Here is a 21,541-nt window from a genome sequence, read left to right as displayed (position 1 = left end):
AAGGTTCCCCCCAACTTAGATCCAGACGGGGGGGAGGGGGGTGTCCGGGTGGGGGAACCTCCTTGGGCGGTTTGGTGGGGCGCGGGGGGCCCGGGTGGGACAGGTGGAGCTGTCCCACCCGGCACTTTGAGAGCGATCGGCTCTCAGTAGCCGCGTACGTCGGGCCAGTGGCGCTGCACGCCGTCTCGGTCGAGCAGCCGGGCGAACTCGTCGAACCGCTTGTCCTCGGCCTGGACCTGGTGGGGTTCGACGCCTTCGGACACGCAGTGCGCGGCCAGGGCGCCGGCGACCTCGCCGATGTTCCACTCCACGGGGTGGAGGCGGTAGCAGCCGTTGGTGATGTGGGTGGTGCCGATGTTCTTGCCCGCCGGGAGGAGATTGCGGACGCGGCGGGGCACGAGGGCGCCGAGCGGTATCTCGAACGGCACGGAGCCGATGTCGATGTAGTTGTCGCCGCCGGTGGAGGGGTGCAGGTCGATCCGGTAGTTGCCGACGCCCACGGAGTCCCGGTAGGCGGTCCTTCCGTAAGGCCCTACGACGTCGATCGCGACGTCCTGCTCGGTGACGGTGGTGACGGCCTTGATCCGCCGCGACTCCCGCACGTAAGGGGCCTTGGCCAGGCCGTCCGCCGTGCCCGTGATGTCGGGGCGAAGGCGCAGACCGGGGAAGCCGGTGCCGCCGTCCTCGCGGGGCGCCTCGGTCTGGAGCCAGTACAGGACCGAGAGCGACAACTGCCGCGCCTGCGCGAGCGCCTGCACAGAGGTCTCCTCGCCGCCTCCGATCAGCGGCTTCAACCAGTAGTCGTTGAGGGGCCAGTTGACCAGGGTGATGTCGGAATCGAAGGCTCCCGGCCGGTGCAGCTTGCGGGCAAGGATGCGGCGGAAGCCCCACAGTTCCTTGTCACCCGCGTCGGCGCTCTGGTCGGCGTTGACGGCGAGCGGGTCGATCTCCGGGTTCGGCACGAACGTACGGGGAACGGCTTCGAGCGAACGCGGGTCGGGGGCGAGGAAGCCGAGGAGCGGGCCCGGCCAGAAGTCGGGCTGGTAGGAGCGCCAGAAGTCGTAGTCGACGGGGCGCTCGATGACGTGGTTCTCGCCCTCGTGGTGGGAGAGCGCGAAGCAGACGGTGATGCCCTGCTGGTTGAGGGGCTGTGCCTCCTGGGGTGCGTGCGGCTCGCCGAACTCGGCGCGTGACTCGGCACCGATGGCGTGCTCGACGCCGCCGAGTTCGAGGAGTTCGCCGGTCTCGGTGGCGTCGATGACGTACCGGGCGTGGAGCGTGGTGCGGTCGCCGTCGCGCAGGTTCTCCAGGGTCACGGAGGTGATGACATCGTTGTCCGACTCGGCGGCGACGGCCCAGTGCTCGGTGAGCAGAGTCAGTCGCCCCGACGCGAGATGAGGCGCGAGCATGCCCTCCATGACGGCGAGGGCGACGCGGGGCTCGTGGCAGAGCTTGCTGACGCGACCGGCGCCCGGATTGAGGTTGGTCAGGGACGACGCCTCCGACCGGAGCGGATACCACTGGCGGTAGTAGTCCCTGATGGACTCGCGCAGCTTGCGGTACGAAGCGGTCGTGCCGAACTGCTCCACCCAGGGGTGCTCGTCCGGCGGAACGGCCTGGGAGGTCAGCTGGCCACCGATCCAGTCGGTCTCCTCGGTGAGGACGACGGTCCGGCCGGCCCGGCAGGCGGCGAGCGCCGCGGCGACGCCGCCCAGGCCGCCGCCGACGATGAGGATGTCCGGTTCAGGGATCACGGTTCTCCTTGTGCGGTGCTGTACGTGGTCGTGCTGCGGGGGCACACGGCCAGGTGGGGCGCGGCTGCTCACGGCCGCCGTCATGCGATCTCCTCAAGCGCCTTGGGCGGCGGCCCTGTGGTGGCGCCGGGCCGGAAGGTGCAGGCCACCAGCGGGTCGGGGGCGTCCTCGCCTGCGACGAGGGTGGCGAGCAGGCGCACGGCCGCCGCGCCCAACTGCGCACGGGGGATGTCGAATCCGGTGGGTTGCGGCTCGCCGGCGAGATCGGGGGGCGGGCTGCCGAGCAGGGCGAGGGAGAGGTCGCCGGGGCAGTGCAGACCGGCGTCGCGGGCAGCCGTGCTCAGCGCTCGCCAGGCCGCACCGCTGTCGGTCTCCTCGGCCACCACGGCGGTGACGCCCTGCGCCACCCACTGCCTCAGTTGTTCCGCCCCGAGCGCCTGTTCCGGATCGGCGCGGCGGAAGACGGCATCGGGACCGCAAGGCAGGCCCGCGCTCTTCAGCCCCTCCAGGAAGCCCCGTTCACGGTCGGCGGAGGCGGGCGCGTCATCGTCCTCGCGTACGAGGATGACGCGACGGTGCCCGAGAGCGGCGAGCCGGTGGACGACTTCGCGGCTGGCGCTGACGTAGTCGGCACCGACCCAGGCCAGGCCCTCCGGTTCGTCCCTGCGCCCCAGGTGGACCACGGGGAACCCGTCGTCCACGAGCCTGCGCAGTTCGTCCACCGGGGCGTGGCGGCCCAGGAAGAGACACCCGTCGGCGAGGCGCGCCCTGTTCAGCGCGTGCGGCGCACCGGCCCCCGCGCCGCCGCGACTCGACCCGGTGAAGAGCACCAGGTCATATCCCTGGGCGGCGGCTTCCTGCTCCACGCCCACCAGGAACGGGTAGTACGAGTGCTGTACGTCCGTGGGGAAGGTGGCCGTGAAGCTGAACACTCCGAGCAGGCCGTTGCGCGCCGCCGCGAGCCGCCTGGCCGCCGGGTCCGGTACGTAGCCCAGGCTGCCGGCGGCGTCGAGCACTTTCTGCCGGGTCTCGTCGGAGATGGCGATGCCCTGCTTCTTACCGGCGAGCACCAGCGAGACCGTGGCCTGCGAGACTCCCGCGAGCCGGGCGACCTCGGCCTGACGCGGACGCCCGGTGCGCCCTACCGAGGCGGGCGCCCGGCCTCGTGCGGCCCGCTTCCTGGGTTCGTCCACCACTGCCCCTCCGCATCGTTAATGCGTATTAGTCATGCGCATTAACGAGTACTGTGCGCGGCACGGGAACGACCGGTCAAGAGGGTGAACGAAGTTTCTTTCCCTGCTTCTCGACCACCCCCGAAGAGCCACAGACGCCCCACCCTCACGCCTCGCCACCGGATCGGTAGGGGATGTGCGAGGTCAGGAAACGGGCTCCAGGCTCATGGAAGACGAGGACGAGGAGTGAGCCGCGACGCTCCTCAAGCGCCGCCTCCGGCGCGCGGACCTGGGGAAATACCGAAGCGCTCCGGCACGACGGTCCCGTAGGGTGCGGCGTCATGAACCAGGTCTCACGCCATGCCGTCCGTCCCATACGCGCCGATGAGTGGCCCGAGGTGAAAGAACTACGCCTCCTGGCACTGCAGGATCCGGCGGCTCCGATCGCCTTCCTCGACACGTACGAACAGGCCGCCGCGCAGCCGGACTCCTTCTGGGAGGAACGGGCCAAGGGGTCGGCCGGCGGGACGCGGGTGCGCCAGTTCGTGGCGGAGGGCCCGGGCGGGGCGTGGAGCGGCACAGTGACCGTACTCATCGAGGAGGCGGGCAGCGACGATGCGTTCGGCGTGAGCGTTCAGCAGCGCCAGGCCCATGTCGTCGGTGTCTTCGTCCGCCCCGAGTACCGCGGAAGCGGGGTGACCGACGCGCTCTTCGAGGCGGCCGTCGGGTGGGCACGGGCGGTGCCGGACGTGGCGCGGGTGCGCCTGTACGTCCACGAGGACAACGCACGGGCCGAGAGCTTCTACCGGCGGTACGGATTCGTACGCTCCGGGGTGACCGCCCCCATGAAGGGCGACCCCTCCAAGGTGGAGCGCGAGATGATCCTCGACGGGCCCGAGGTTCTGCCCGACAGCGCCCATGACTCCTCGACCAGGGGCTAGTCCCTGGAGGCCGGAGCTCGCACAGAGAGTCGGCGGCGCCCGCACCACCGGTCGATCACGCCGACGGACGCCGCCCCTCCTCTGTCACCCCTCCCCCGTCGCCCCTCCCGGCCGCATCGGCATGAGGCCCACGGGCTCTAGCGAACCCGCTGCTCGTACCCCACGAGCCGTACGCACACCGCGAGGCCCTCGATGGCCTGCTCGAGTTCGGCGAGGCTCGGGTAGCTGGGTGCGATGCGGATGGTGGCGTCGCGCGGGTCGTTGCCGTGCGGGTGGGTGGCGCCGGCCGGGGTCAGTACGATGCCCGCTTCGGCGGCACGGCGTACGACCTCCTTGGCGCAGCCGTCGGTCACTTCGAGGGTGACGAAGTAGCCGCCCTTGGGGTCGGTCCACCGGGCGAGGCCGGTGCCGCCGAGCTCCGCCTCCAGGATGCGGGCCACCGCCTCGAACTTCGGCTGGAGCAGGGCGCGCTGGCGCTCCATGTGGGCCCGCACCCCGTCGGCGTCCCGCAGGAACATCACGTGCCGCAGCTGGTTGATCTTGTCCGGGCCGATCGACCGCTTGGCGTTCTTGGCGAGCAGCCACTTGAGGTTCGCGGGCGACGAGCCGAAGAAGGCGACGCCCGCACCCGCCGCGGTGATCTTCGAGGTGGAGCCGAAGACGAAGACACGGTCCTCGTTCCCCGCGTCCGCGCAGGCGGTGAGCAGGTCGGCTATCTCGGCGGGTTCGTCGGTGAGGTGGTGGGCGGCGTACGCGTTGTCCCAGAAGATCCGGAAGTCGGGCGCAGCGGCCTGCATCGAGGCAAGGCGGGCGACAGTCTCATCGCTGTAGGAGACGCCGTCGGGGTTGCTGTACTTCGGGACGCACCAGATGCCCTTGATCTTCGGGTTCTCGGCGACGAGCCGCTCCACGGCGTCCATGTCCGGGCCATCGGCGGTCATCGGGACCGGGATCATGTCGATCCCGAAGCGCTCACAGAGCCCGAAATGCCGGTCGTATCCCGGAACCGGGCACAGGAAAGCGATCCGCTCCTGGTCCACCCAGCGCGACTCGCCACCCGGCACCACACTCAGCAGCGCGTGCACCAGACAGTCGTGCATCAGCTCGAGGCTGGAGTTGCCGAGCGCGAGGAGCTGCCCGGCCGGTACCTGGAGCACGTCCGCGAAGATCTCCCGGAGCTCCGCCAGACCCTGCAGACCGCCGTAGTTGCGTACGTCCGTGCCGTCGGCGGAGGTGTGCCGCCCGCCCGGCAGACTCAGCAGCTCCGCGGAGAGGTCGAGCTGCTCCGGCGCCGGCTTGCCACGCGTGAGGTCGAGCGAGAGCCCGCGCCCTGCGAGGTCCTGGTAGTCCTGGCGGGCCTGCTCAAGGAGCCCGGTCAGGGAGTCGGGGCTCAGCTCGGTGGTCATGATGTGTCCTTACGTTGTCGGCGCTGCCGGGGCCTGTCAGCTGCCTCGGCCGGCGACGGGGGCATCGGCACTGCCCGCCGAGGATACAAAGCGATGACCTGCCCATTGCCGGGCAGGTGGCGCTCGTCACTTTCCGAGGAGCGACGCCGCCCACAAGATCCCGTGCGGTTTGGCCAGCTCGACCTGAGCTGTGGGCCCTGATCCCCCAGCCCGGCATGAAGCAGCGGTGCGACTCGTCATCGGCAACCGATGACATGAGAGCCAGCGCCTCGGGGGCCTCATCCGCCGTCCACAGCGCGACACCTTCGCCCATCAGGTCGGCGGAGGTCCTGTTCACCGCGGAGGCGGTGCGGCGGACGGCCTCGATCAGCTCGGTCTTCTCGCAGGGCGGAAGGAGTACGCGTCCAGCATCGCCCACGCACCGGGGAATCACGTCGACTTCGTCCGTGAGCGCACCACTGCTCTACCATCAGTCGGACATGGCCACACGGGAAACACGACCCCAGGGCGGTACGGTGCGCACCGCCCTGCTCGTCATGGCCTTCCTCTTCCTCGTCCCCCTGTTCGGCCTCGACGGTCTTTCGGACAGTGCCGTCGCTTCGGATACCACCGTCGCTTCACTCGCCCCGCACGCGGACAGCCGTGACAGCGGCCGTGACCGAGCGCGCGACGGCGGCCGTGGCTGCCACGAGGGCGAGAACACGAGCCCGCGCGGGGCGTTGCCCGCTCCCGAGCGGACCGGCTCGCCCACCTTCGACGCCGCATCCACGTCGTACGGGCCGCGGTACGACTCACCCGCACCGCCGGTCGCCTCTCCGCCGGACGCGACGTCCGTCGACCTCTACAGAACCCAGGTCATCAGAACGTAGACGGGATCTCTCCACCCGCACCCCGCCGACAGGACCGGTCGGCATCACCGCATGACCCCTCATCGACCAACAGGAGAGATCCGCATGTCCCTTTTCACCTCCACCGGCATGTCCACCACCACTCGGGGCGGCCCCGGCTCCCCGCTCGCCCCCTCGCACCCCGGCACTGACATCGGGCTCCTGCTGCTGCGCTGCGCGATCGGCCTGACCATGGCCGTCCACGGCACCCAGAAGCTCTTCGGCTGGTTCAACGGCGGCGGTCTCGACGGCACCGCCGGGTTCTTCGCGAGCGACGGATACTCCGCCCCCAAGGCCATGGCCACGATCGCCGGTCTGACCGAGACGTTCTGCGGTCTGGGCCTTGCCATCGGTCTGCTCACCCCGCTCGCCGGGGCGGGCATCCTCGGGATCATGCTCAACGCCATCGCCATGAAGTGGGGCAACGGCTTCTTCAACCCCTCCGGCATCGAGTACGACCTGATTCTGCTCGTAGCCGCCGTGAGCCTGGCGCTGGCGGGCCCCGGCAGGTTCGCCGTCGACCACCTCCTGCCCGTCCCGCGCGCCCACCGGCTCTCCCACGGCGTCGCCGCCCTGGCACTCGGCGCCGTCTCGGCCGCGATCGTCCTGGTGGCCCTGCACAACTGACCCCCTGGACGGTCGGCCGAGCCGGGCCAGTAGCGTGCTGCCATGCAGCAGCAGTACAGCCCCGCCCGTGAGGTGGCCCCCACTCCGGCGCGCAAGGCCACCTCTGCGGTCATCGACGCGCTCATCGCCCTGGTGTGCGGTCTCGCGGCCGGCGCGGCGGCCGGAGTGCGGGTGAGCGACGGAGTGGTCGAACTCCGGGTGCAGTCCCCCACCGTCTGGGGCACTGCACTCGGCGTGGCCGTCGGAGTCTCCTTCGTCAACCATGTCCTGCTCACCTTGGCGTCCAGGGCCAGCCTCGGAAAAGTGATCACGGGTCTGCGCGTGGTCCGGGCCACCGACGGCCGACGCGCCGGTCTCCTCCGGCTCGTCGGCCGCTGGCTGTTCGGCTTCTACTGGATGGTCCTCTTCGTTCCTCTCCATCTGGCGACGGACAGCGACGTGGAGCAACAGGACGCGGTGGGGCTGCGCCTGGTGCGCCGGACAGTCCTTTCCTGATCAGTCCGTTCCCGATCAGCCCGTTCCCGATCAGCCCGTTCCCGATCAGCCCGTTCCCGACTCGGGCGGCTTTCGGCCTCCGGCCCCCTGCCGCCGCTCAGTCCGCCTGCGGCGCCGCCAGGAGGTCACGTACCTCCTCCGCGGTGGTCTCCTGGAGCTCCTCTGCGACGAGCACCCAGCGGGTGATGCCGACCGACTCCAAGAAGGTCAGGTCGTGGCTGGCGATCAGGAGCGCACCCTCGTACGACTCGAGTGCGCCGGTCAGTTGGCGCACGCTCGCCAGGTCGAGGTTGTTGGTCGGCTCGTCCAGCATCAAGAGCTGAGGGGCCGGGGCGGCGAGCATCATCGCCGCGAGCGCGGCGCGGAAACGCTCGCCTCCCGAGAGGGTGCCCGCCAGTTGTTCGGCGCGCGCCCCCTTGAACAGGAAGCGCGCGAGCTGGGAGCGGATGTGGTTGTCGGTGAGCCCGGGGGCCAGACGGGAGACGTTCGCCGCGACGCTGAGACCGTCGTCGAGCACATCAAGGCGCTGCGGCAGGAACCGCAGCGGCACGGACGTCCTCACCTCGCCCGACAGCGGGGCCAACTCCCCGGTGAGGGTGCGCAGCAGCGTCGTCTTGCCCGCGCCGTTGCGCCCGACGAGGGCGATCCGCTCGGGCCCCTGCACATGCAGATCGCCCTCCTTCAACTTGCCGAACTGGGGGCGTAGTTCGGTCAGGGTCAGCACCGTGCGACCCGCGGGCACGGCGGTGTGCGGGAGGCTGACGCGGATCTCGGCGTCGTTGCGGATCGCGTCCGCGGCTTCCTCACGCCGCTCGCGCGCCTCGCTGAGCCGCTCCTCGTGCAGGCCGCGGAGCTTGTCCCCCGACTCCTGCGCGGATCGCTTCTTCTCGCCAGCGACGATGCGCGGTGCGCGCCGCTGGGCGTCCATCTTCTTGCTGTGCCGCTGGCGGCGGGCCACCTTGACCTGGGTTTCCTCCAGTTCGCGCTTCTGGCGGCGTACGTCGGCCTCGGCGGTGCGCAGCATCCGCCCTGCCGCTTCCTGCTCGGTGGCAAGGGCCTCCTCGTAGGCGGACCAGCCGCCGCCGTACCAACTCACCGACCCGGCGCGCAGTTCGGCGATGCGGTCGACGCGCTCGAGGAGTTCGAGGTCGTGGCTGACCACGACCAGGACACCGGAGCGCCAGGAGTCGACGGCCTCGTAGAGTCGGCGCCGCGCGAACAGGTCGAGGTTGTTGGTCGGCTCGTCGAGCAGAAGGACGTCCGGGCGCTCGAGGAGCAGCGCGGCAAGGCGCAGCAGAACGGTCTCCCCGCCGGACATCTGACCCACGGTGCGGTCGAGTTCGACGCCGCCGAGTCCGAGCGACCCCAGCATGGCCAGGGCCCTCTCCTCGACGTCCCAGTCGTCGCCGATCGTCTCGAAGTGCTGTTCGCGTACGTCGCCGGACTCGATGGCACGCAACGCGTCACGCCGCTCGGCGACACCGAGGGCCTGGTCGACGCGCAGGGCCGTGTCGAGGGTGATGTCCTGCGGCAGGTAGGCGAGGCTGCCGCCGACGGTCACCGAGCCCTGGGACGGGTGCAGCTGCCCGGCAAGCAGACGCAGCAAAGTGGACTTGCCCGTGCCGTTGGCGCCGACAAGGCCGGTGCGGCCCCGGCCGACGCTGACGGAGAGGCCGTCGAAGACGCTCGTGCCGTCCGGCCACTGGAACGACAGGGCGGAGCAGGTCAGGGAGGCGCTGGGCGTGGTGGGTGTGGTGGGTACAGACATGAGGAATCTCGCAGTCGCAGGCGCGGCGGGCAGGGGGCGTCGTACGCGAGCACCACGCGGCGACCGACCGGGAAAGAGAGAGGTGCGGCGGTCCGGGAGATCGAGGGACGGCTCATGCACCGAGGTCGCATCCACGCGGGGTCACGGGCAGCACGGCAAGGCCGGCTGCGGCGTGACGGGCGTACGGCGAAAGGCCGTACGGCGCGATGATCGCGAACCTCAGATGCGCAACGTCCACCTCTATCGGAGACAACAGGACAGTTCGAAACGATAACGACCGCGAGGGTGAAAGGCAAAGCTTTTCAGGTCACCGCCTCCTCTCAGGTCGCCCCGTCTCTCAGGTCACCGCGTCTTTCAGTCACCGCGTCCTTCAGGTCACGGACGCGCCTGGATCAGCGCGTGGGTGCCGCTGGTCCGCCATCCCTGGCCGTGCTCGGCGACGAGTGCCGCCTCGGTCCGCGCGTCGAGTCCGACGATCACGTCGGACTTCAGCGTCCGCAGTGCGGCCACCGGGCCGGGGAAGTACGCGGTGCGTTCCTCGAACGGTGTGGTGGCGGGCCACAGCTGGTCGCCGACCAGGCGCCGGTAGTTCAGGTCACCCTTCATCACGGTCACGTCGGCCTCTGCGAACTCCTGGCGCAGGTCGTCGGGCATCCGCGCGTACGGCAGCGGGGCGCAGGAGAAGGTGTGGCTGCGGACGGCGAGACGGCCGGTGCCCATGGCGGACCACAGGCGCTCCCCCACCTCCGCCGCGGCGCCCCGCGCGCCGTTCAGGTGGCGCAGGCAGTCGATCACGTCGGCGGTCATGGCGTCCGAGACGTAGTACGGGTACGGCTTGACGTGCAGAAAGACCCGCTCGGCGCGTTGATGCCGCAGGAGGTGGTCGATGAGGATGAGGTCGGGCAGGAGCTCTCGTCCGGCGTTGTCCGCGACCAGGCACAGCGTGGCGGCCCCGCCCTCGGGCAGCAGGGACCACAGCAGCGCGGAGTCGTCCGCGACGAGGCGCGAGTCGGCGGCCCCGGCCGAGCCGCCGCCCACGGCGAATCCCAGGTCCGCGCGGTTGCCCCACAGGGAGCCGAGCAGCAGCGCCTGACGCTGCTCGTCGACGGGCCGCACAGCGAGACCATCGAGCGCGGCCAACTCCTCGTCGGCCTCCCCGGTGTGGAGCTCCGCCTGCTTGAACGGGCGGAACGGATCGATACCCTGCCAGGGACCGGCCTCGAAGTACCCGACAGCTGCGAGGAGTTGGCGGTAGAAGTAGCTCTCGGCCAAGAGGAACGGCGCGTCGAACCAGGTCAGGCCGAAGTACTCGCGCGCCCAGGCCTCCCACAGATGGCCGTCGTGTGCTTCGGGGCCCAGTGGTTCGATCACCCCCTCCGTGGCCTGCGTCAGCAGGGCGTCGAGGGCGCGATGCTGGCGCGGCCCGTAGGGGAAGGCGTCCCGCACCTTTTTGATCAGCGCCGGATGCCGCTCGGCGAGCACGCTCCGGGGGAAGGAACCGGGTGCGTTGCTCAGGATGACGAGGGCGTCGACTGCTTCTGGCATGTCCAAAGGTTCTCACCGACTGACTTCGCAGGATGACCGGACACGTGGAGACAGGCGGACACGTGGAGACAGTCGAACGCGTCGAGGCAGTCGGGCGCGTGGGGACAGTCGAGCGCGTGGGGACGAGCGAGCTACGCCCCGCCCCCTTCGTCTCCACCGCCCGGCCTGACCCGTACGTGCATGCGCTCGCCCTGTGCCCCGTACAGGGCGAGGAATTCGACGGGGATGTCACCGGCGTTGGCGAAACCGTGCGGGGTGCGGGTGTCGAACTCGGCGGCTTCGCCCGCGGTGAGGACGAGGTCGTGGTCGCCCAGGGCAAGGAGCAGGCGACCGGAGAGGACGTAGAGCCACTCGTAGCCCTCGTGCATGCCCTGCTCGGGGCGCGTGGTCTGCCGGGTGCCGTTCTTGGCGACCGGCATGACTTGCTTGTAGGCGTGCATTCCGCCGAGGTACCGGGTCAGCGGGACCCAGGTGTTGCCGTGTCGCATGAAGGGCCGCGGGTGGATGCGCGGGTCGCCCGTCTGGGGAGCACCGACCAGTTCGTCGAGCGGTACGCCGTACGCCCTGGCCAGTGGCAGCAGGAGCTTCAAGGTCGGCTCGCGCTGTCCGGCCTCGAGGCGCGAGAGCGTGCTCAGGGAGATCCCCGTCTCCTCGCTCAGCCGGGCCAGGGTGGCTCCCCGCGCCTTCCGCAGTGCCCGCAGCCGCGGACCGACGGAGGTCAGTACATCCGTGAGATCGGCGTCGTCGCTCATCCCCCTATTTGCCGTTGCGGCAAATATCTTTGTCAAGCTGCCATGGCCGGGCGCAGGGTTGCCGCAGAGCAGAAGGAGCCCGCATGAGCGACCAGAAGACCGACACCGGCACCGGCACCGGCACCGGCACCGACAACACTCACACCGCCTCCGATTCGGCCGAGGCATTCTGGGACGAGCGCTACGGCCAAAGCGGCCGTCTGTGGAGCGGGGAGCCCAATGCCGCACTCGTCCGCGAGACCGAAGGCCTGACGCCGGGCAGCGCGCTGGACCTGGGCTGCGGGGAGGGGGGAGACGCGATCTGGCTCGCGCGGCAGGGCTGGCGCGTCACCGCCACCGACATCTCCCGGGTCGCCCTGCGCCGTGCGGCCGAGCACGCGGCTCAGGCGCAGGTCGCCGACCGCGTCGAATGGCGGTACCACGATCTCGGTACGTCGTTCCCGGCCGGCAGCTACGATCTGGTCTCCGCCCAGTTCCTGCACTCCCTCCACGAGATGCCGCGCGAGGAGATCCTGCGGAACGCCGCAGCGGCCGTCGCGCGGGGCGGCACTCTCCTGATCGTGGGCCACATGGGCTTCCCCGCCTGGGATACCGAACCGCACCCCGGGGTGGACTTCCCGAGCCCTCAGAAGGTCCTGGCCTCTCTCGACCTGCCGACCGGACAGTGGGACGTACTCGTCTGCGACACGCACGAACACTCCCTGACGGCGCCCGACGGAGGGCCATCCACCCGGACCAACTACACCGTCGAACTGCGGCGCCGCACCTGAGAGGGCTGGGGCGTGCACACCGCTATTGGGGCAGCCGCACGGCCAGCGTCACCATGGCCCCGTTGGGGCCCGCCGCAATGGTGAGTTCGTCGGTGAGCAGGCCGGCGAGCCACAGCCCCCGCCCGCCCGTGTCGTCGGCGAGGCCGGGAGCAACCTCAGGGACGACATCGGCGCTGAAGCCGGGGCCCGCGTCGTGGATGTGGCAGGCCAGATGGCCGTTGCTGCGCTGCAGGACCAGCGTGCCGCCACCGCCCGCGTGCTCGACCGCGTTCACCGCCACGGCGTCCAGGGCCACGATGAATTCGCTGCGCCGTGGTTCGTTCAGCCCTTGGTGGTCTGCGAACTGTTCGACGAGCATCCGAAGCCGGGGCAGGTCGTCCTGGTTGAAGGGTGATTCCAGCAGGGTGACGGGAGGGACCTCGCGGGACCCGGACTCTGTCGTCATCAGCGGGCCACCTCGTTGATCACCAGGTGGGACACTTGATCCGCGCCAGCTCTGTGAAGTATGCGGGCCGATGTCGGTGGACAGTCGACTTGGACCGGGCCGTGCGCATGCTCAAGAACCAGCCGCAGCAGGTCCACCGCACACGCGACACCGAGGAAGACGAGGCCGGACAGATCCACCGTGAGGAGCCGGGATTCCTCGCCGCGTCGAAGCCCCTCGCGCACACCGCCGATGAATTGCTCCCTGGTGGCAAGGTCCGCCTCGCCGACCAACTGCACGACGCCATCCGCATGTTCCACGTGCAGAGCGCCCAGGCGGGGCAGCAGCCTGCAGGGATGCGCCTTGTTCATGGCCGTGAGGACACCAGGGTCGAACCAACGGCTGTCGTAGGCACAGATCTCGGTGTACGGGCGGTCGGTGAACAGATGCTGGGCGTTGGATTCGCGGTGCATCATCACGTCGACATCGGCACCCAAGTCACCCACCCAGTGCATGTCGATGTAGGTGCGCAGCCCGCTGTAGCCCTCGGCCAGGGCTCTGTCGGTCTCCTCTGTGATGCGCTCCCACTGGCGGCCAGGGGTGAACGCGTCCTGGGGCTTGATGAGGGCGCGCATACTGCTGAGCACCAGCTGCCCGTGTTCGCGAGCGGCCCCCAGCAGGGCTCCCGGGGCGTCAAGCCGGTTCCACACCTCTTCCGCCTCCATGTGCGGAGCGGCGAAGACCATCACCTTCTCGCGCTTCACGAGCCCCGCCCACGCGAACGCGGACACTACGTCGCGGCCCGCGTCGTCGTCGGCGTAACTGACGAAAGCGTGGTCGCCCGCCCGGAGGTGCTGAACCGGGATCGTGCCGACCGACGCCGAGCCGGTATCCGCCATCTCTCACCTCCGAGGCCGAATGGCCTGACGGGTACAAGTGCGGGGCATACGCTAGCGGTCCGTACCCCACGGCGGCGCGGCCCCGCAGATAGTGACAGTTAGCAGATACCGCGGCGCCTTTCGGCGATCGAGAGTGCGTGAACCTGATCCGTTCCGTACTGAATCTGTGCGCAATACCCGACGGTCTTGAGCTACCCGCTCGTTAATGTGTTGTCCTGCCAGGGACGGTCGGCGACCCTGGCGGCATGAGCGGAGCGATCACTTACGCATGGCGCGACCCCATCAGTGACGAGGAGTTGGTCGACCTCGTCCGGTCGCACGGCGGCGATGCTGTCGGCGGTTGGTGGAACAAGGTCAGGGAGCACAGCCTGGGCTGGGTGGGAGCCCGTGACGGCGAGGGCGTCCTTGTCGGATTCGTGAACGTGGCGTGGGACGGCGGAGACCACGCCTTCCTGATCGACACGAAGACCCGGGGTTCACACCAGCATCGCGGTATCGCGACGTCGGTCGTCCGTCTGGCGGCGGAACACGCGCGCGTGGCGGGCTGCGAATGGCTGCACGTCGACTTCGCGCCCGGGCTGCGAGGGTTCTATTTCGACGCCTGTGGCTTCCGGCCGACGGAAGCAGGGTTGATCCACCTGCCTCTCGAGAGACAGGGGCCCTGAAGGCATCGCCTTCAGGGCCCTGGTGGTCTCGGAGGCACAGCCCCGGCCGCGGCGGGAAGCCAGGCCCCTGGTTCAGCCCCGCTCGAAGACGGCTACCGTGCGGGCGGGGACGCTGAAGGTACCTGAACTCCTCTCGTACGAGGCCGACTTGACCACCGGGTCGGCGCCCTTCGCCTGGACGGGATGGAGCTTATACGCGGTGTTCTTCAGGGCCGTGACGCGCTGCTTCCGCGCGTCCGGGGTCGCGTTGAGGACGACCACGAGGTTCCCGACCTCCATGGTGATCACTCCGGGGGTCTCGGCGGATGTGCCGGAGAGCGGGTAGGAGAGCTGTGACTGGACCCGTCCTGCCGTGGCCAGGGAGAACGCGGGCTCGCTCGCGCGCAGCTTGACAAGGTCCTGGTAGGCGGCCGATGTGCCGTTGATCTCCGCGCAGCCCGGAGTCAGGGAAGCGGACGTCAACAGGGGCTTTCCGTAGGGCCACTTGTCCTTGTTGTCGGCGGCCGGGGGCAGACCGCGGCCGAAGCCGTTGCCGTCCTGGCAGTTCCAGTGCAGGGCGTTGAACCAGTCGCCGCTGTCGTAGGAGTTGCGGTCGAGGGACTTGGAGCGCAGCAGGTCGCTGCCCGCCTGGGAGAGGGAAGGGCCCTGGGCCAGGGTGGAGGTCGCCATCGCGAGCACCTGCATGCGGGAGCGCTCGGCGGCCGTGGTGTCCGCGGGGAGCTTGAAGGCGAGCGCGTCGTACAGCGATTCGTTGTCGTGGGCGTCGCTGTAGGAGAGGGCGTCGCCGGGGGCTGCCGCGTATCCGGCCGGGGCTCCGTTGTAGTCGACCTCGGAGCCCTTGACCTGCTTTCCGGCGGAGTCGGTGAACGTGTACCCGGCGAGATTGCCGGTCAGGGCCACCTTGAGCAGGTCCTGGTAGTGCAGGAGCCGCGCCTTCTGCTCGGCCGGGGTGCCGTTGGCCTTCGACGCGTTGGGGTCCGTGAACAGGCCGCTGGCGAAGCCCTGGACGCCGGGGTCCTCGTCGAATGGGCCGCCGCCGCGCACCGCGTCGCGGCCACGGTCGGAGAAGGTGGCGATGCCCGTGCCCGCCATGTTCTTCTGGGTGGCCTGGACGAAGCGGGCGTCGTCCGCGATCTCGCCGAAGTTCCAGCCCTCTCCGTAGAGGACGATCTTCTTCCCGTCGACGCCGTCCTTCTTGAGGGTCAGCGCGTCCAGGGCCTCGCGGGCGGCCAGGATGTTGGCCTTGGGGTGGTGTCCCATCAGGTCGAAGCGGAAGCCGTCGACCTTGTACTCCTTGGCCCAGGTGACCAGGGAGTCGACCACGAGCTTGCCCATCATGGCGTTCTCGGGTGCGGTGTTGGCGCAGCAGGTGGAGGTGGCCACCGTGCCGTCGTCCATCAGTCGCTGGTAGTAGCCGGGCACGATCTTGTCGAGGACCGACTTGTCGGCCTGGCCGCTGGCGACGGTGTGGTTGTAGACGACGTCCATCACGGTGCGGAGGCCTGAGCCGTTGAGGCCCTGGACCATCTCCCTGAACTCGACCGTACGGCGGGTCCCGGCGGGGTCGCTCGCATAGCTGCCCTCGGGCACGGTGTAGTGCAGCGGGTCGTAGCCCCAGTTGTAGGCGTCCTTCGCGGCGGTCTTGGTGACGCAGGCCTGCTGCTCGTCGGAGTCCGGGGCGTGCGCCGTCAGGTCGCAGTCGGGCGTGGCCTGGTCGGCGGCGCGCTCGGGGATGGTGCCGATGTCGAAGGCGGGCAGCAGGTGGACGTAGGAGGTGCCTGCCTCGGCCAGCTCGCGCAGGTGCTTCATGCCGTCGGACGCCGTGTCGGTGAAGGCCAGGTACGTGCCGGGGTGGCGCGCCGTGCGGTCCTCGACGGAGAAGTCGCGGATGTGCAGTTCCTGGATCTGCGCGTCGCGCAGGGGCGTCGCCTTCGGCTTCTTCAGCCGCTCCCAGCCCTTGGGCGCGAGCTTCGGGTCGTCGAGGTCGACGGCGATGCTGCGCTCCGAGTCCGCGGTGAGCGCGGTGGAGTAGGGGTCGGTGACCTTGTTGGTGACGACCTTCTGGACGCTGGGCGCCCATACCTTCACGACGTAGCGGTACTGCTTGCCCGACCAACTCTTGTCACCGGTGACGGACCATACGCCGCTGGCGTCGTCGCGCCGCATGGCCACGCGCTTGCCGTCGAGTTCGAGACTGACGGACTGGGCGGTGGGAGCCCACAGGGCAAGCGTGGGGCGGCCGTGGCGGAACTGCGGGCCGAGGGCTGCCTTGGTGGCGGTGGCGCTGTAGAGGTCGTCGAGGATGCCCTGCGTCTGGACTCCGGTGGTGGTGAGCAGGGTGCCGTCGGCGTCTTCGCGGACCCCGATGATCTGGCCGGTGAGGGCACGGCGGACCAGGTCGCGGTCGCGCGGGTCGACGGTGAAGGCCGCGTACTCCTTCAGGTGCGGGTACTTCTTCCGCTGGGCTTCGGTGAGCCCGCCCGCGGCCGGGGTGAGGCGGATCCGCCGCCCCTCACCAACGAGTTCGCCGTCCTTGACCGTCAGCTGCCCGTCACGGGCATACACCAGCTCCTGTGACGTGGCCGCGCCTTGGACGTCCCAGGCGACGGTGTTCTTGTCCATCCACTGCGCCTTGGACATGGACAGGTCGAGCTCGGCGGCGGGCGCGTCGGCGGCGGCCGGTGCTCGGGGCGCGGCGGTGGCCGAGGACGTCAGGGGTGCGACCGCGGCGAGCAGGGCGAGGGCCGTGATCGCAGCGGTGCGACGCGGGGAGCCGGTCAAGGGTGGTTCTCCTTGCGGATGAATGACGGGAAATACGGGGGTGAAAGCGTGGGGGGGTACGGGAGCAGAGCCGCCCGGCGGCGGGGAAGCGAAGGCCGGGCGGCCTGTCATGCAGGGCGATCAGCGCTCAGCAGCTCCTGGCCCCGGTGTGCAGGGCCAGTGCGGTGTTGGGCGCCACGGTCGCCGTGAACTGACCCGAGCCGTTGACGGTGACGCTCCTGCCGCTCTGGACGTCGCAGTAGCTGCCCGGGGCGAGGGACGTCTGGAAGGTCCGGTTGACCGCGGAGCCCTCGTGGTTGATCGCCACGTACGCCTTGTCCCCGCGGCCGAAAGCGATGGCGTTGTTGCCGTTGTCCCACCAGTTGGTCATCGCGGTGCCGCGCGCCGTGTTGCGGAACTTGACCATGCTCTTGATCTCGGGCCAGGCGTGCTGGCACTTCCAGCCGTCGCTGTAGCAGGCGTTCACCTGGCCGCCGTTGGGCGATCCCGCGTCGGTGCTGCTGAACTCGTAGCCGGAGTGCACGTCCGGCGCGCCGTAAGGCAGGGCCAGCATGAAGACGTGGGCGAGGGTGTAGTTCGCGCCGTCCTTGTAGTTGAGGGTCTGGCCGTGCCGCTCGGTGTCGTGGTTGGCGACGAAGACGGCGGCCGAACCGCTGGGCAGGTAGCCCCAGCCCTCACCGAAGTTCTTCAGGTAGGCGAGCTTCTCGTTGTTGAAGACGCGCTTCAGATCCCAGCCGTAGCGGAACTCCTGGGCGTCGCCGGTGGCGGTGTACTCGCTCGGGGAGACCGCCTCGCCCGCCCCGTAGATCGTCTCCTGCTTGAGGTAGACGCCGGGGTTGGTCAGCCGCGACTTGATGTTCTTCAGGTCGTCCACGGCGATGTGCTTGGCCGCGTCGACCCGGAAGCCGTCGACGCCGAGCGAGAGCAGGTCGTTCAGGTAGCCGGCGATCCTCCCCCGGACGTATTCCTCACCGGTGTCGAGGTCGGCGAGGCCACCCAGTTCGCAGTTCTGGACGTTCCAGCGGTCCTGGTAGTTGCTGATGTCCGAACGGCAGTTGTCCATGTCGGCGCCCGAGTACGTGCCCGGGTAGTCGTACTTGGTGAAGGACGATCCAGCCGAGCCGGTGCCGGAGGCGTTCGACATGTGGTTGATCACCGCGTCGGCGACGACCTTCACTCCGGCCGCGTGGCAGGTGTCGACCATGTTCTTGAACGCGGTCCGGTCGCCGAGCCGGGTGCCGATCTTGTAGCTCACGGGCTGGTAGGCGGCCCACCACGCCTCACCCTGGATACGTTCCTGGGGCGGGGAGACCTGCACGTAGCCGTAGCCGTCGGGGCCGAGCTGCTGTGTGCATGCCTTGGCCACCGAGTCGAACTTCCACTCGAAGAGCACGGCGGTGACGTCCTTGGCGCCGGGCGGGGCGGCCTGCGCCTGCGGGGCTCCGGCGACGATGCCGCCCGCGGCACCCGCCACCAGGGCGAGAGCGGCGGCGACGGGTCTGCGGACTCTGGTCTTTCGGCCAGCCATGAGGGCCTCCTGCATGAGTGAGGTGTGACCTTTGCATGAGTCAGGTGTGACCTTGTCCGGCAACGCGCCGTGCCCGTAAGGCCGTTGAAGGATGTTGCAGAAACATTTCAACGCCGTTTTCGGTCGAGACCGTACGACCCCCGGGAACCCCGGTCAACCCTCCGCGCACACTCTCGCCTCAGATGCGGAATCCCGGTACTTCATGCGCCGCAAAACCTTTCGCAAGACATTGCGACGGTGTTACGTTCAACCACGACTCCGGTCCGGGCGGCCGGGGGACCCGGACAACGGGCCCCACGCGCCCGGCCGTTCGGGCCGGGGTCACGGGACGGGGAGGCCCCGGAGCCACACCATGACCCCGCTGCCCGAACAGGGCGGCTCCGGGGGACTCCCTCTCAGCGCCGCGGCCGCGCCGTGGAACCGCGCACCACCAGCTCTGGCTGGAAGACGAACTCCGTGTGCTGTACGGGATTTCCGTGCAGCTCCTCGACGAGCGCGCCCACGGCGGCGCTCGCCATCGCCTGCACCGGCTGGCGCACCGTGGTCAGCGGCGGGTCCGTGAACGCGATCAAAGGCGAGTCGTCGAAGCCGACCACCGAGACGTCGCCGGGCACCGAGAGGCCGCGCTCACGCGCCGCCCGGACGGCGCCGAGCGCCATCATGTCGCTGCCGCAGACCATCGCCGTGCACCCCTGGTCGAGCAGGGCGCTCGCCGCCGCGTGCCCGCCCTCGACCGTGAACAGCGTGCGCTGCACGAGCTGTTCGGCCTCCCCCTGTTCCAGGCCGAGCAGCGCGTGCACCGCCGCCGTGAACCCCTCCGCCTTGCGCAGCGAGGGGACGTAGCGGGTGGGGCCGATGGCCAGACCGATCCGCCGGTGGCCGAGGTCGACGAGGTGACGTACCGCCATCCGCGAGGCAGCGCGGTCGTCGGGCGAGACGAAGGACACCGGGATGTGCTCGTTGTAGCCGTTGATCAGGACGAACGGCACTCCGCGGGCGTGCAGTTCCAGATACCGGGTGGGGTCGGCCGTGGTGTCGGCGTGCAGTCCGGAGAGGAAGACGATGCCGCTGACCCGGCGCTCCTCCAACTGCTCCACCAGCTCGTCCTCGCTGGCGCCGTCCGGCATCTGGGTGCACAGCATCGGCGTGTAGCCGTGCCCTGACAGGACCTGCTCGACGACCTGTGCGAAGGCGGGGAAGATCGGGTTGCTGAGCTCGGGGATGACCAGTCCGACCAGACCGGCGCTGCGCGGCTTGAGCCGGGTGGGCCGCTCGTAGCCGAGCACGTCCAGGGCGGCGAGCACCCGGCGCCTGGTGCTCGCCGCCACCCCCGGCTTGCCGTTGAGCACCCGGCTCGCGGTGGCCTCGCTGACGCCGGACTGGGCCGCGATGTCCGCGAGCCGCGGGGCGCCCCGGTCCGACCGGTCTCTCCCGTCTCCCCGGTCGGCGGACCGCGGCAGGGAAAGGGTCACACCGCCCACCAGACGGTGGTGTCGGCGGGCAGCTCGACCTTGCCGTCCACCGTCTCCACCTCGGCGTTGGCAAGGAGGATCCGGCCGGGGGCCGGAATCCGTACCGCCGCGCCGGTGGTGTTGGCCGTGCACACGAAGTCCTCGCGACGGAAGGCGAGAACGCCATCTGGAGCCTCCAGCCACTCCAGCGAGTCGCCCGCACCGAGCCCGGGCTGCGCGCGGCGCACGGCGAGCGCACTGCGGTACAGCTCCAGAGTCGACGCCGGGTCTCCGGTCTGCGCCTCGACGCTCAGCTCGCCCCAGCCCGCCGGCTGCGGCAGCCAGCTGCCGCCCGAGCCGAATCCGTGACTGGAGCCGTCAATGGTCCACGGGATCGGCACCCGGCAGCCGTCGCGGAACCCGTCCTGCCCGCTCGCCCTGACGAACGAGGGATCCTGGCGCACCTCGTCGGGCAGCTCGGTGACGTCCGGCAGACCGAGCTCCTCGCCCTGGTAGACGTACGCGGATCCGGGCAGCGCCAGCATGAGGAGCGAGGCGGCGCGGGCGCGCCGCAGGCCGAGCTCGCGGTCACCGGCGGTGCGCAGCTGGGTGCCGAGCCCGGGCGGGTTGGCGAACCGGGTGGCGTGGCGGGTGACGTCGTGGTTGGAGAGCACCCAGGTGGCAGGGGCGCCGACGGGCCGCATCGCGGCGAGCGACACATCGATGACCTCGCGCAGCTCCGCGGCGTCCCAGTGGGTGCCCAGGTACTGGAAGTTGAAGGCCTGGTGCATCTCGTCCGGGCGTACGTAGGCTGCGGCGCGCTCGACGGTGGGGGTCCATGCCTCGGCGACGAGGATGCGCTCGCCCGCGTACTCGGTGAGGACCTTGCGCCAGCTGCGGTAGATCTCGTGCACGCCGTCCTGGTCGAAGAACGGCATGACGTCGTTGCCGAGCAGCTTGAGCTGGTCGCTGCGGCCGATGTCGGGCAGGCCGTCGGCCTTGACCAGACCGTGGGCGACGTCCACGCGGAAGCCGTCGATGCCCATGTCGAGCCAGAAGCGCAGGATGGAGCGGAACTCGTCGTGGACGGCGGGGTGTTCCCAGTTGAAGTCGGGCTGCTCGGGGGCGAAGAGATGCAGGTACCACTCGCCGTCCGGCGTCCGCGTCCAGGCCGGGCCGCCGAAGACGGACTCCCAGTCGTTGGGCGGCAGTTCGCCGTTCTCGCCCTTGCCGGGGCGGAAGTGGTAGCGCTCGCGCAGGGGCGAGCCAGGGCCCTCGCGCAGAGCGCGCTGGAACCAGTCGTGCCGGTCCGACGAGTGGTTGGGCACCAGGTCGACGATGATGCGCAGGCCCAGCTCACGGGCGTCGCGCAGCAGGGCGTCGGCGTCGAGGAGGCTGCCGAACATGGGGTCGATCGTGCGGTAGTCGGCCACGTCGTAGCCCGCGTCGGCCTGCGGCGAGGAGTAGAAGGGGCTCAGCCATACGGCGTCGACGCCCAGGTCCCTGAGGTAGGGAAGGCGGGCACGGATGCCGTCCAGGTCGCCCATTCCGTCACCGTCGCCGTCGGCGAAGCTGCGCGGATAGACCTGGTAGATCACCGCGCCGCGCCACCAGTCCGTGTGGCTGCCGGAGGCGGGGGCGGCAGGGGCAGCGAGATGCTGGGTCATGTCTTCCCT

At 70.0% G+C, this 21,541-nt stretch carries 17 protein-coding genes and 1 pseudogene; 6 read left to right on the top strand and 12 right to left on the bottom strand.

Annotated features, from left to right (window positions below; genetic code table 11):
* Positions 1-143: 143 nt before the first annotated feature.
* Both ACZ5CR_RS18665 and ACZ5CR_RS18660 read right to left on the bottom strand, forming a co-directional pair.
* Positions 144-1,754: an FAD-dependent oxidoreductase gene (locus ACZ5CR_RS18665; protein ID WP_468858697.1), complete on the bottom strand. Its 1,611-nt coding sequence runs from the start codon at positions 1,752-1,754 to the stop codon at positions 144-146.
* 80 nt (positions 1,755-1,834) lie between these two features.
* Positions 1,835-2,947, bottom strand: a complete 1,113-nt coding sequence (locus ACZ5CR_RS18660) for a LacI family DNA-binding transcriptional regulator (RefSeq protein ID WP_468858695.1) — start codon at positions 2,945-2,947, stop codon at positions 1,835-1,837.
* A gap of 320 nt (positions 2,948-3,267) precedes the next feature.
* Here ACZ5CR_RS18660 and ACZ5CR_RS18655 point away from each other — a divergent pair, with 320 nt between their 5' ends.
* On the top strand, positions 3,268-3,867 hold the full coding sequence (locus tag ACZ5CR_RS18655; RefSeq protein WP_468858693.1) for a GNAT family N-acetyltransferase: 600 nt from the start codon (positions 3,268-3,270) through the stop codon (positions 3,865-3,867).
* 137 nt (positions 3,868-4,004) lie between these two features.
* Here ACZ5CR_RS18655 and ACZ5CR_RS18650 read toward each other — a convergent pair whose 3' ends face one another.
* A complete protein-coding gene (locus ACZ5CR_RS18650) occupies positions 4,005-5,273 on the bottom strand; it encodes an aspartate aminotransferase type Ic (RefSeq protein ID WP_468858691.1) in 1,269 nt (422 codons plus the stop codon).
* A 479-nt stretch (positions 5,274-5,752) separates the two neighbouring features.
* On the opposite strand from ACZ5CR_RS18650, the gene ACZ5CR_RS18645 reads away from it, so the two are divergent.
* The 3 genes from ACZ5CR_RS18645 to ACZ5CR_RS18635 all read left to right on the top strand — a co-directional run bounded on the left by ACZ5CR_RS18645 (position 5,753) and on the right by ACZ5CR_RS18635 (position 7,282).
* Positions 5,753-6,142: a hypothetical protein gene (locus tag ACZ5CR_RS18645; RefSeq protein WP_468858688.1), complete on the top strand. Its 390-nt coding sequence runs from the start codon at positions 5,753-5,755 to the stop codon at positions 6,140-6,142.
* Between the two features lie 84 nt (positions 6,143-6,226).
* Positions 6,227-6,787, top strand: a complete 561-nt coding sequence (locus ACZ5CR_RS18640) for a DoxX family protein (protein ID WP_468858686.1) — start codon at positions 6,227-6,229, stop codon at positions 6,785-6,787.
* Between the two features lie 42 nt (positions 6,788-6,829).
* Complete coding sequence (locus tag ACZ5CR_RS18635; RefSeq protein ID WP_468858684.1) at positions 6,830-7,282, top strand: RDD family protein; 453 nt, start codon at positions 6,830-6,832, stop codon at positions 7,280-7,282.
* 97 nt (positions 7,283-7,379) lie between these two features.
* Here ACZ5CR_RS18635 and ACZ5CR_RS18630 read toward each other — a convergent pair whose 3' ends face one another.
* From ACZ5CR_RS18630 to ACZ5CR_RS18620, 3 genes are all read right to left on the bottom strand, one after another.
* The gene (locus tag ACZ5CR_RS18630; RefSeq protein WP_468858681.1) at positions 7,380-9,050 is read right to left on the bottom strand and encodes an ABC-F family ATP-binding cassette domain-containing protein; all 1,671 of its coding nucleotides are present in this window, start codon (positions 9,048-9,050) and stop codon (positions 7,380-7,382) included.
* 375 nt (positions 9,051-9,425) lie between these two features.
* On the bottom strand, positions 9,426-10,595 hold the full coding sequence (locus tag ACZ5CR_RS18625) for a damage-control phosphatase ARMT1 family protein (RefSeq protein WP_468858679.1): 1,170 nt from the start codon (positions 10,593-10,595) through the stop codon (positions 9,426-9,428).
* A 131-nt stretch (positions 10,596-10,726) separates the two neighbouring features.
* Positions 10,727-11,347, bottom strand: coding sequence for a helix-turn-helix domain-containing protein (locus tag ACZ5CR_RS18620; RefSeq protein WP_468858677.1), 621 nt, complete (start codon positions 11,345-11,347; stop codon positions 10,727-10,729).
* 83 nt (positions 11,348-11,430) lie between these two features.
* Between ACZ5CR_RS18620 and ACZ5CR_RS18615 the strand changes: the two genes are divergently transcribed.
* Positions 11,431-12,117: a class I SAM-dependent methyltransferase gene (locus ACZ5CR_RS18615; RefSeq protein ID WP_468858674.1), complete on the top strand. Its 687-nt coding sequence runs from the start codon at positions 11,431-11,433 to the stop codon at positions 12,115-12,117.
* Positions 12,118-12,139: 22 nt separating this feature from the next.
* On the opposite strand, the gene ACZ5CR_RS18610 is transcribed toward ACZ5CR_RS18615, so the two are convergent.
* Both ACZ5CR_RS18610 and ACZ5CR_RS18605 read right to left on the bottom strand, forming a co-directional pair.
* Positions 12,140-12,562, bottom strand: a complete 423-nt coding sequence (locus tag ACZ5CR_RS18610) for an ATP-binding protein (RefSeq protein ID WP_468858671.1) — start codon at positions 12,560-12,562, stop codon at positions 12,140-12,142.
* Positions 12,562-13,440, bottom strand: coding sequence for an MEDS domain-containing protein (locus ACZ5CR_RS18605; RefSeq protein WP_468858668.1), 879 nt, complete (start codon positions 13,438-13,440; stop codon positions 12,562-12,564). The genes ACZ5CR_RS18610 and ACZ5CR_RS18605 overlap by 1 nt, the downstream gene beginning before the upstream one ends.
* Before the next feature lie 245 nt (positions 13,441-13,685).
* Here ACZ5CR_RS18605 and ACZ5CR_RS18600 point away from each other — a divergent pair, with 245 nt between their 5' ends.
* Positions 13,686-14,105: a GNAT family N-acetyltransferase gene (locus ACZ5CR_RS18600; RefSeq protein WP_468858666.1), complete on the top strand. Its 420-nt coding sequence runs from the start codon at positions 13,686-13,688 to the stop codon at positions 14,103-14,105.
* 72 nt (positions 14,106-14,177) lie between these two features.
* Here ACZ5CR_RS18600 and pulA read toward each other — a convergent pair whose 3' ends face one another.
* From pulA to ACZ5CR_RS18580, 4 genes and pseudogenes are all read right to left on the bottom strand, one after another.
* On the bottom strand, positions 14,178-16,886 hold the full coding sequence (gene pulA / locus ACZ5CR_RS18595) for a pullulanase-type alpha-1,6-glucosidase (protein ID WP_468858664.1): 2,709 nt from the start codon (positions 16,884-16,886) through the stop codon (positions 14,178-14,180).
* A 130-nt stretch (positions 16,887-17,016) separates the two neighbouring features.
* Positions 17,017-18,414, bottom strand: a pseudogene (locus tag ACZ5CR_RS18590) (alpha-amylase); the annotation flags it as partial.
* Between the two features lie 395 nt (positions 18,415-18,809).
* Entirely contained in the window at positions 18,810-19,895 is a 1,086-nt protein-coding gene (locus ACZ5CR_RS18585) for a LacI family DNA-binding transcriptional regulator (RefSeq protein WP_468858661.1), read from the bottom strand.
* Positions 19,883-21,532, bottom strand: a complete 1,650-nt coding sequence (locus ACZ5CR_RS18580) for a glycoside hydrolase family 13 protein (protein ID WP_468858659.1) — start codon at positions 21,530-21,532, stop codon at positions 19,883-19,885. The genes ACZ5CR_RS18585 and ACZ5CR_RS18580 overlap by 13 nt, the downstream gene beginning before the upstream one ends.
* Positions 21,533-21,541 lie beyond the last annotated feature (9 nt).

This window comes from Streptomyces sp. NPDC031274 (assembly GCF_055570235.1).
Note: the sequence above shows the minus strand (reverse complement) of the source record. Positions and strands in the feature narration are given on the sequence as shown.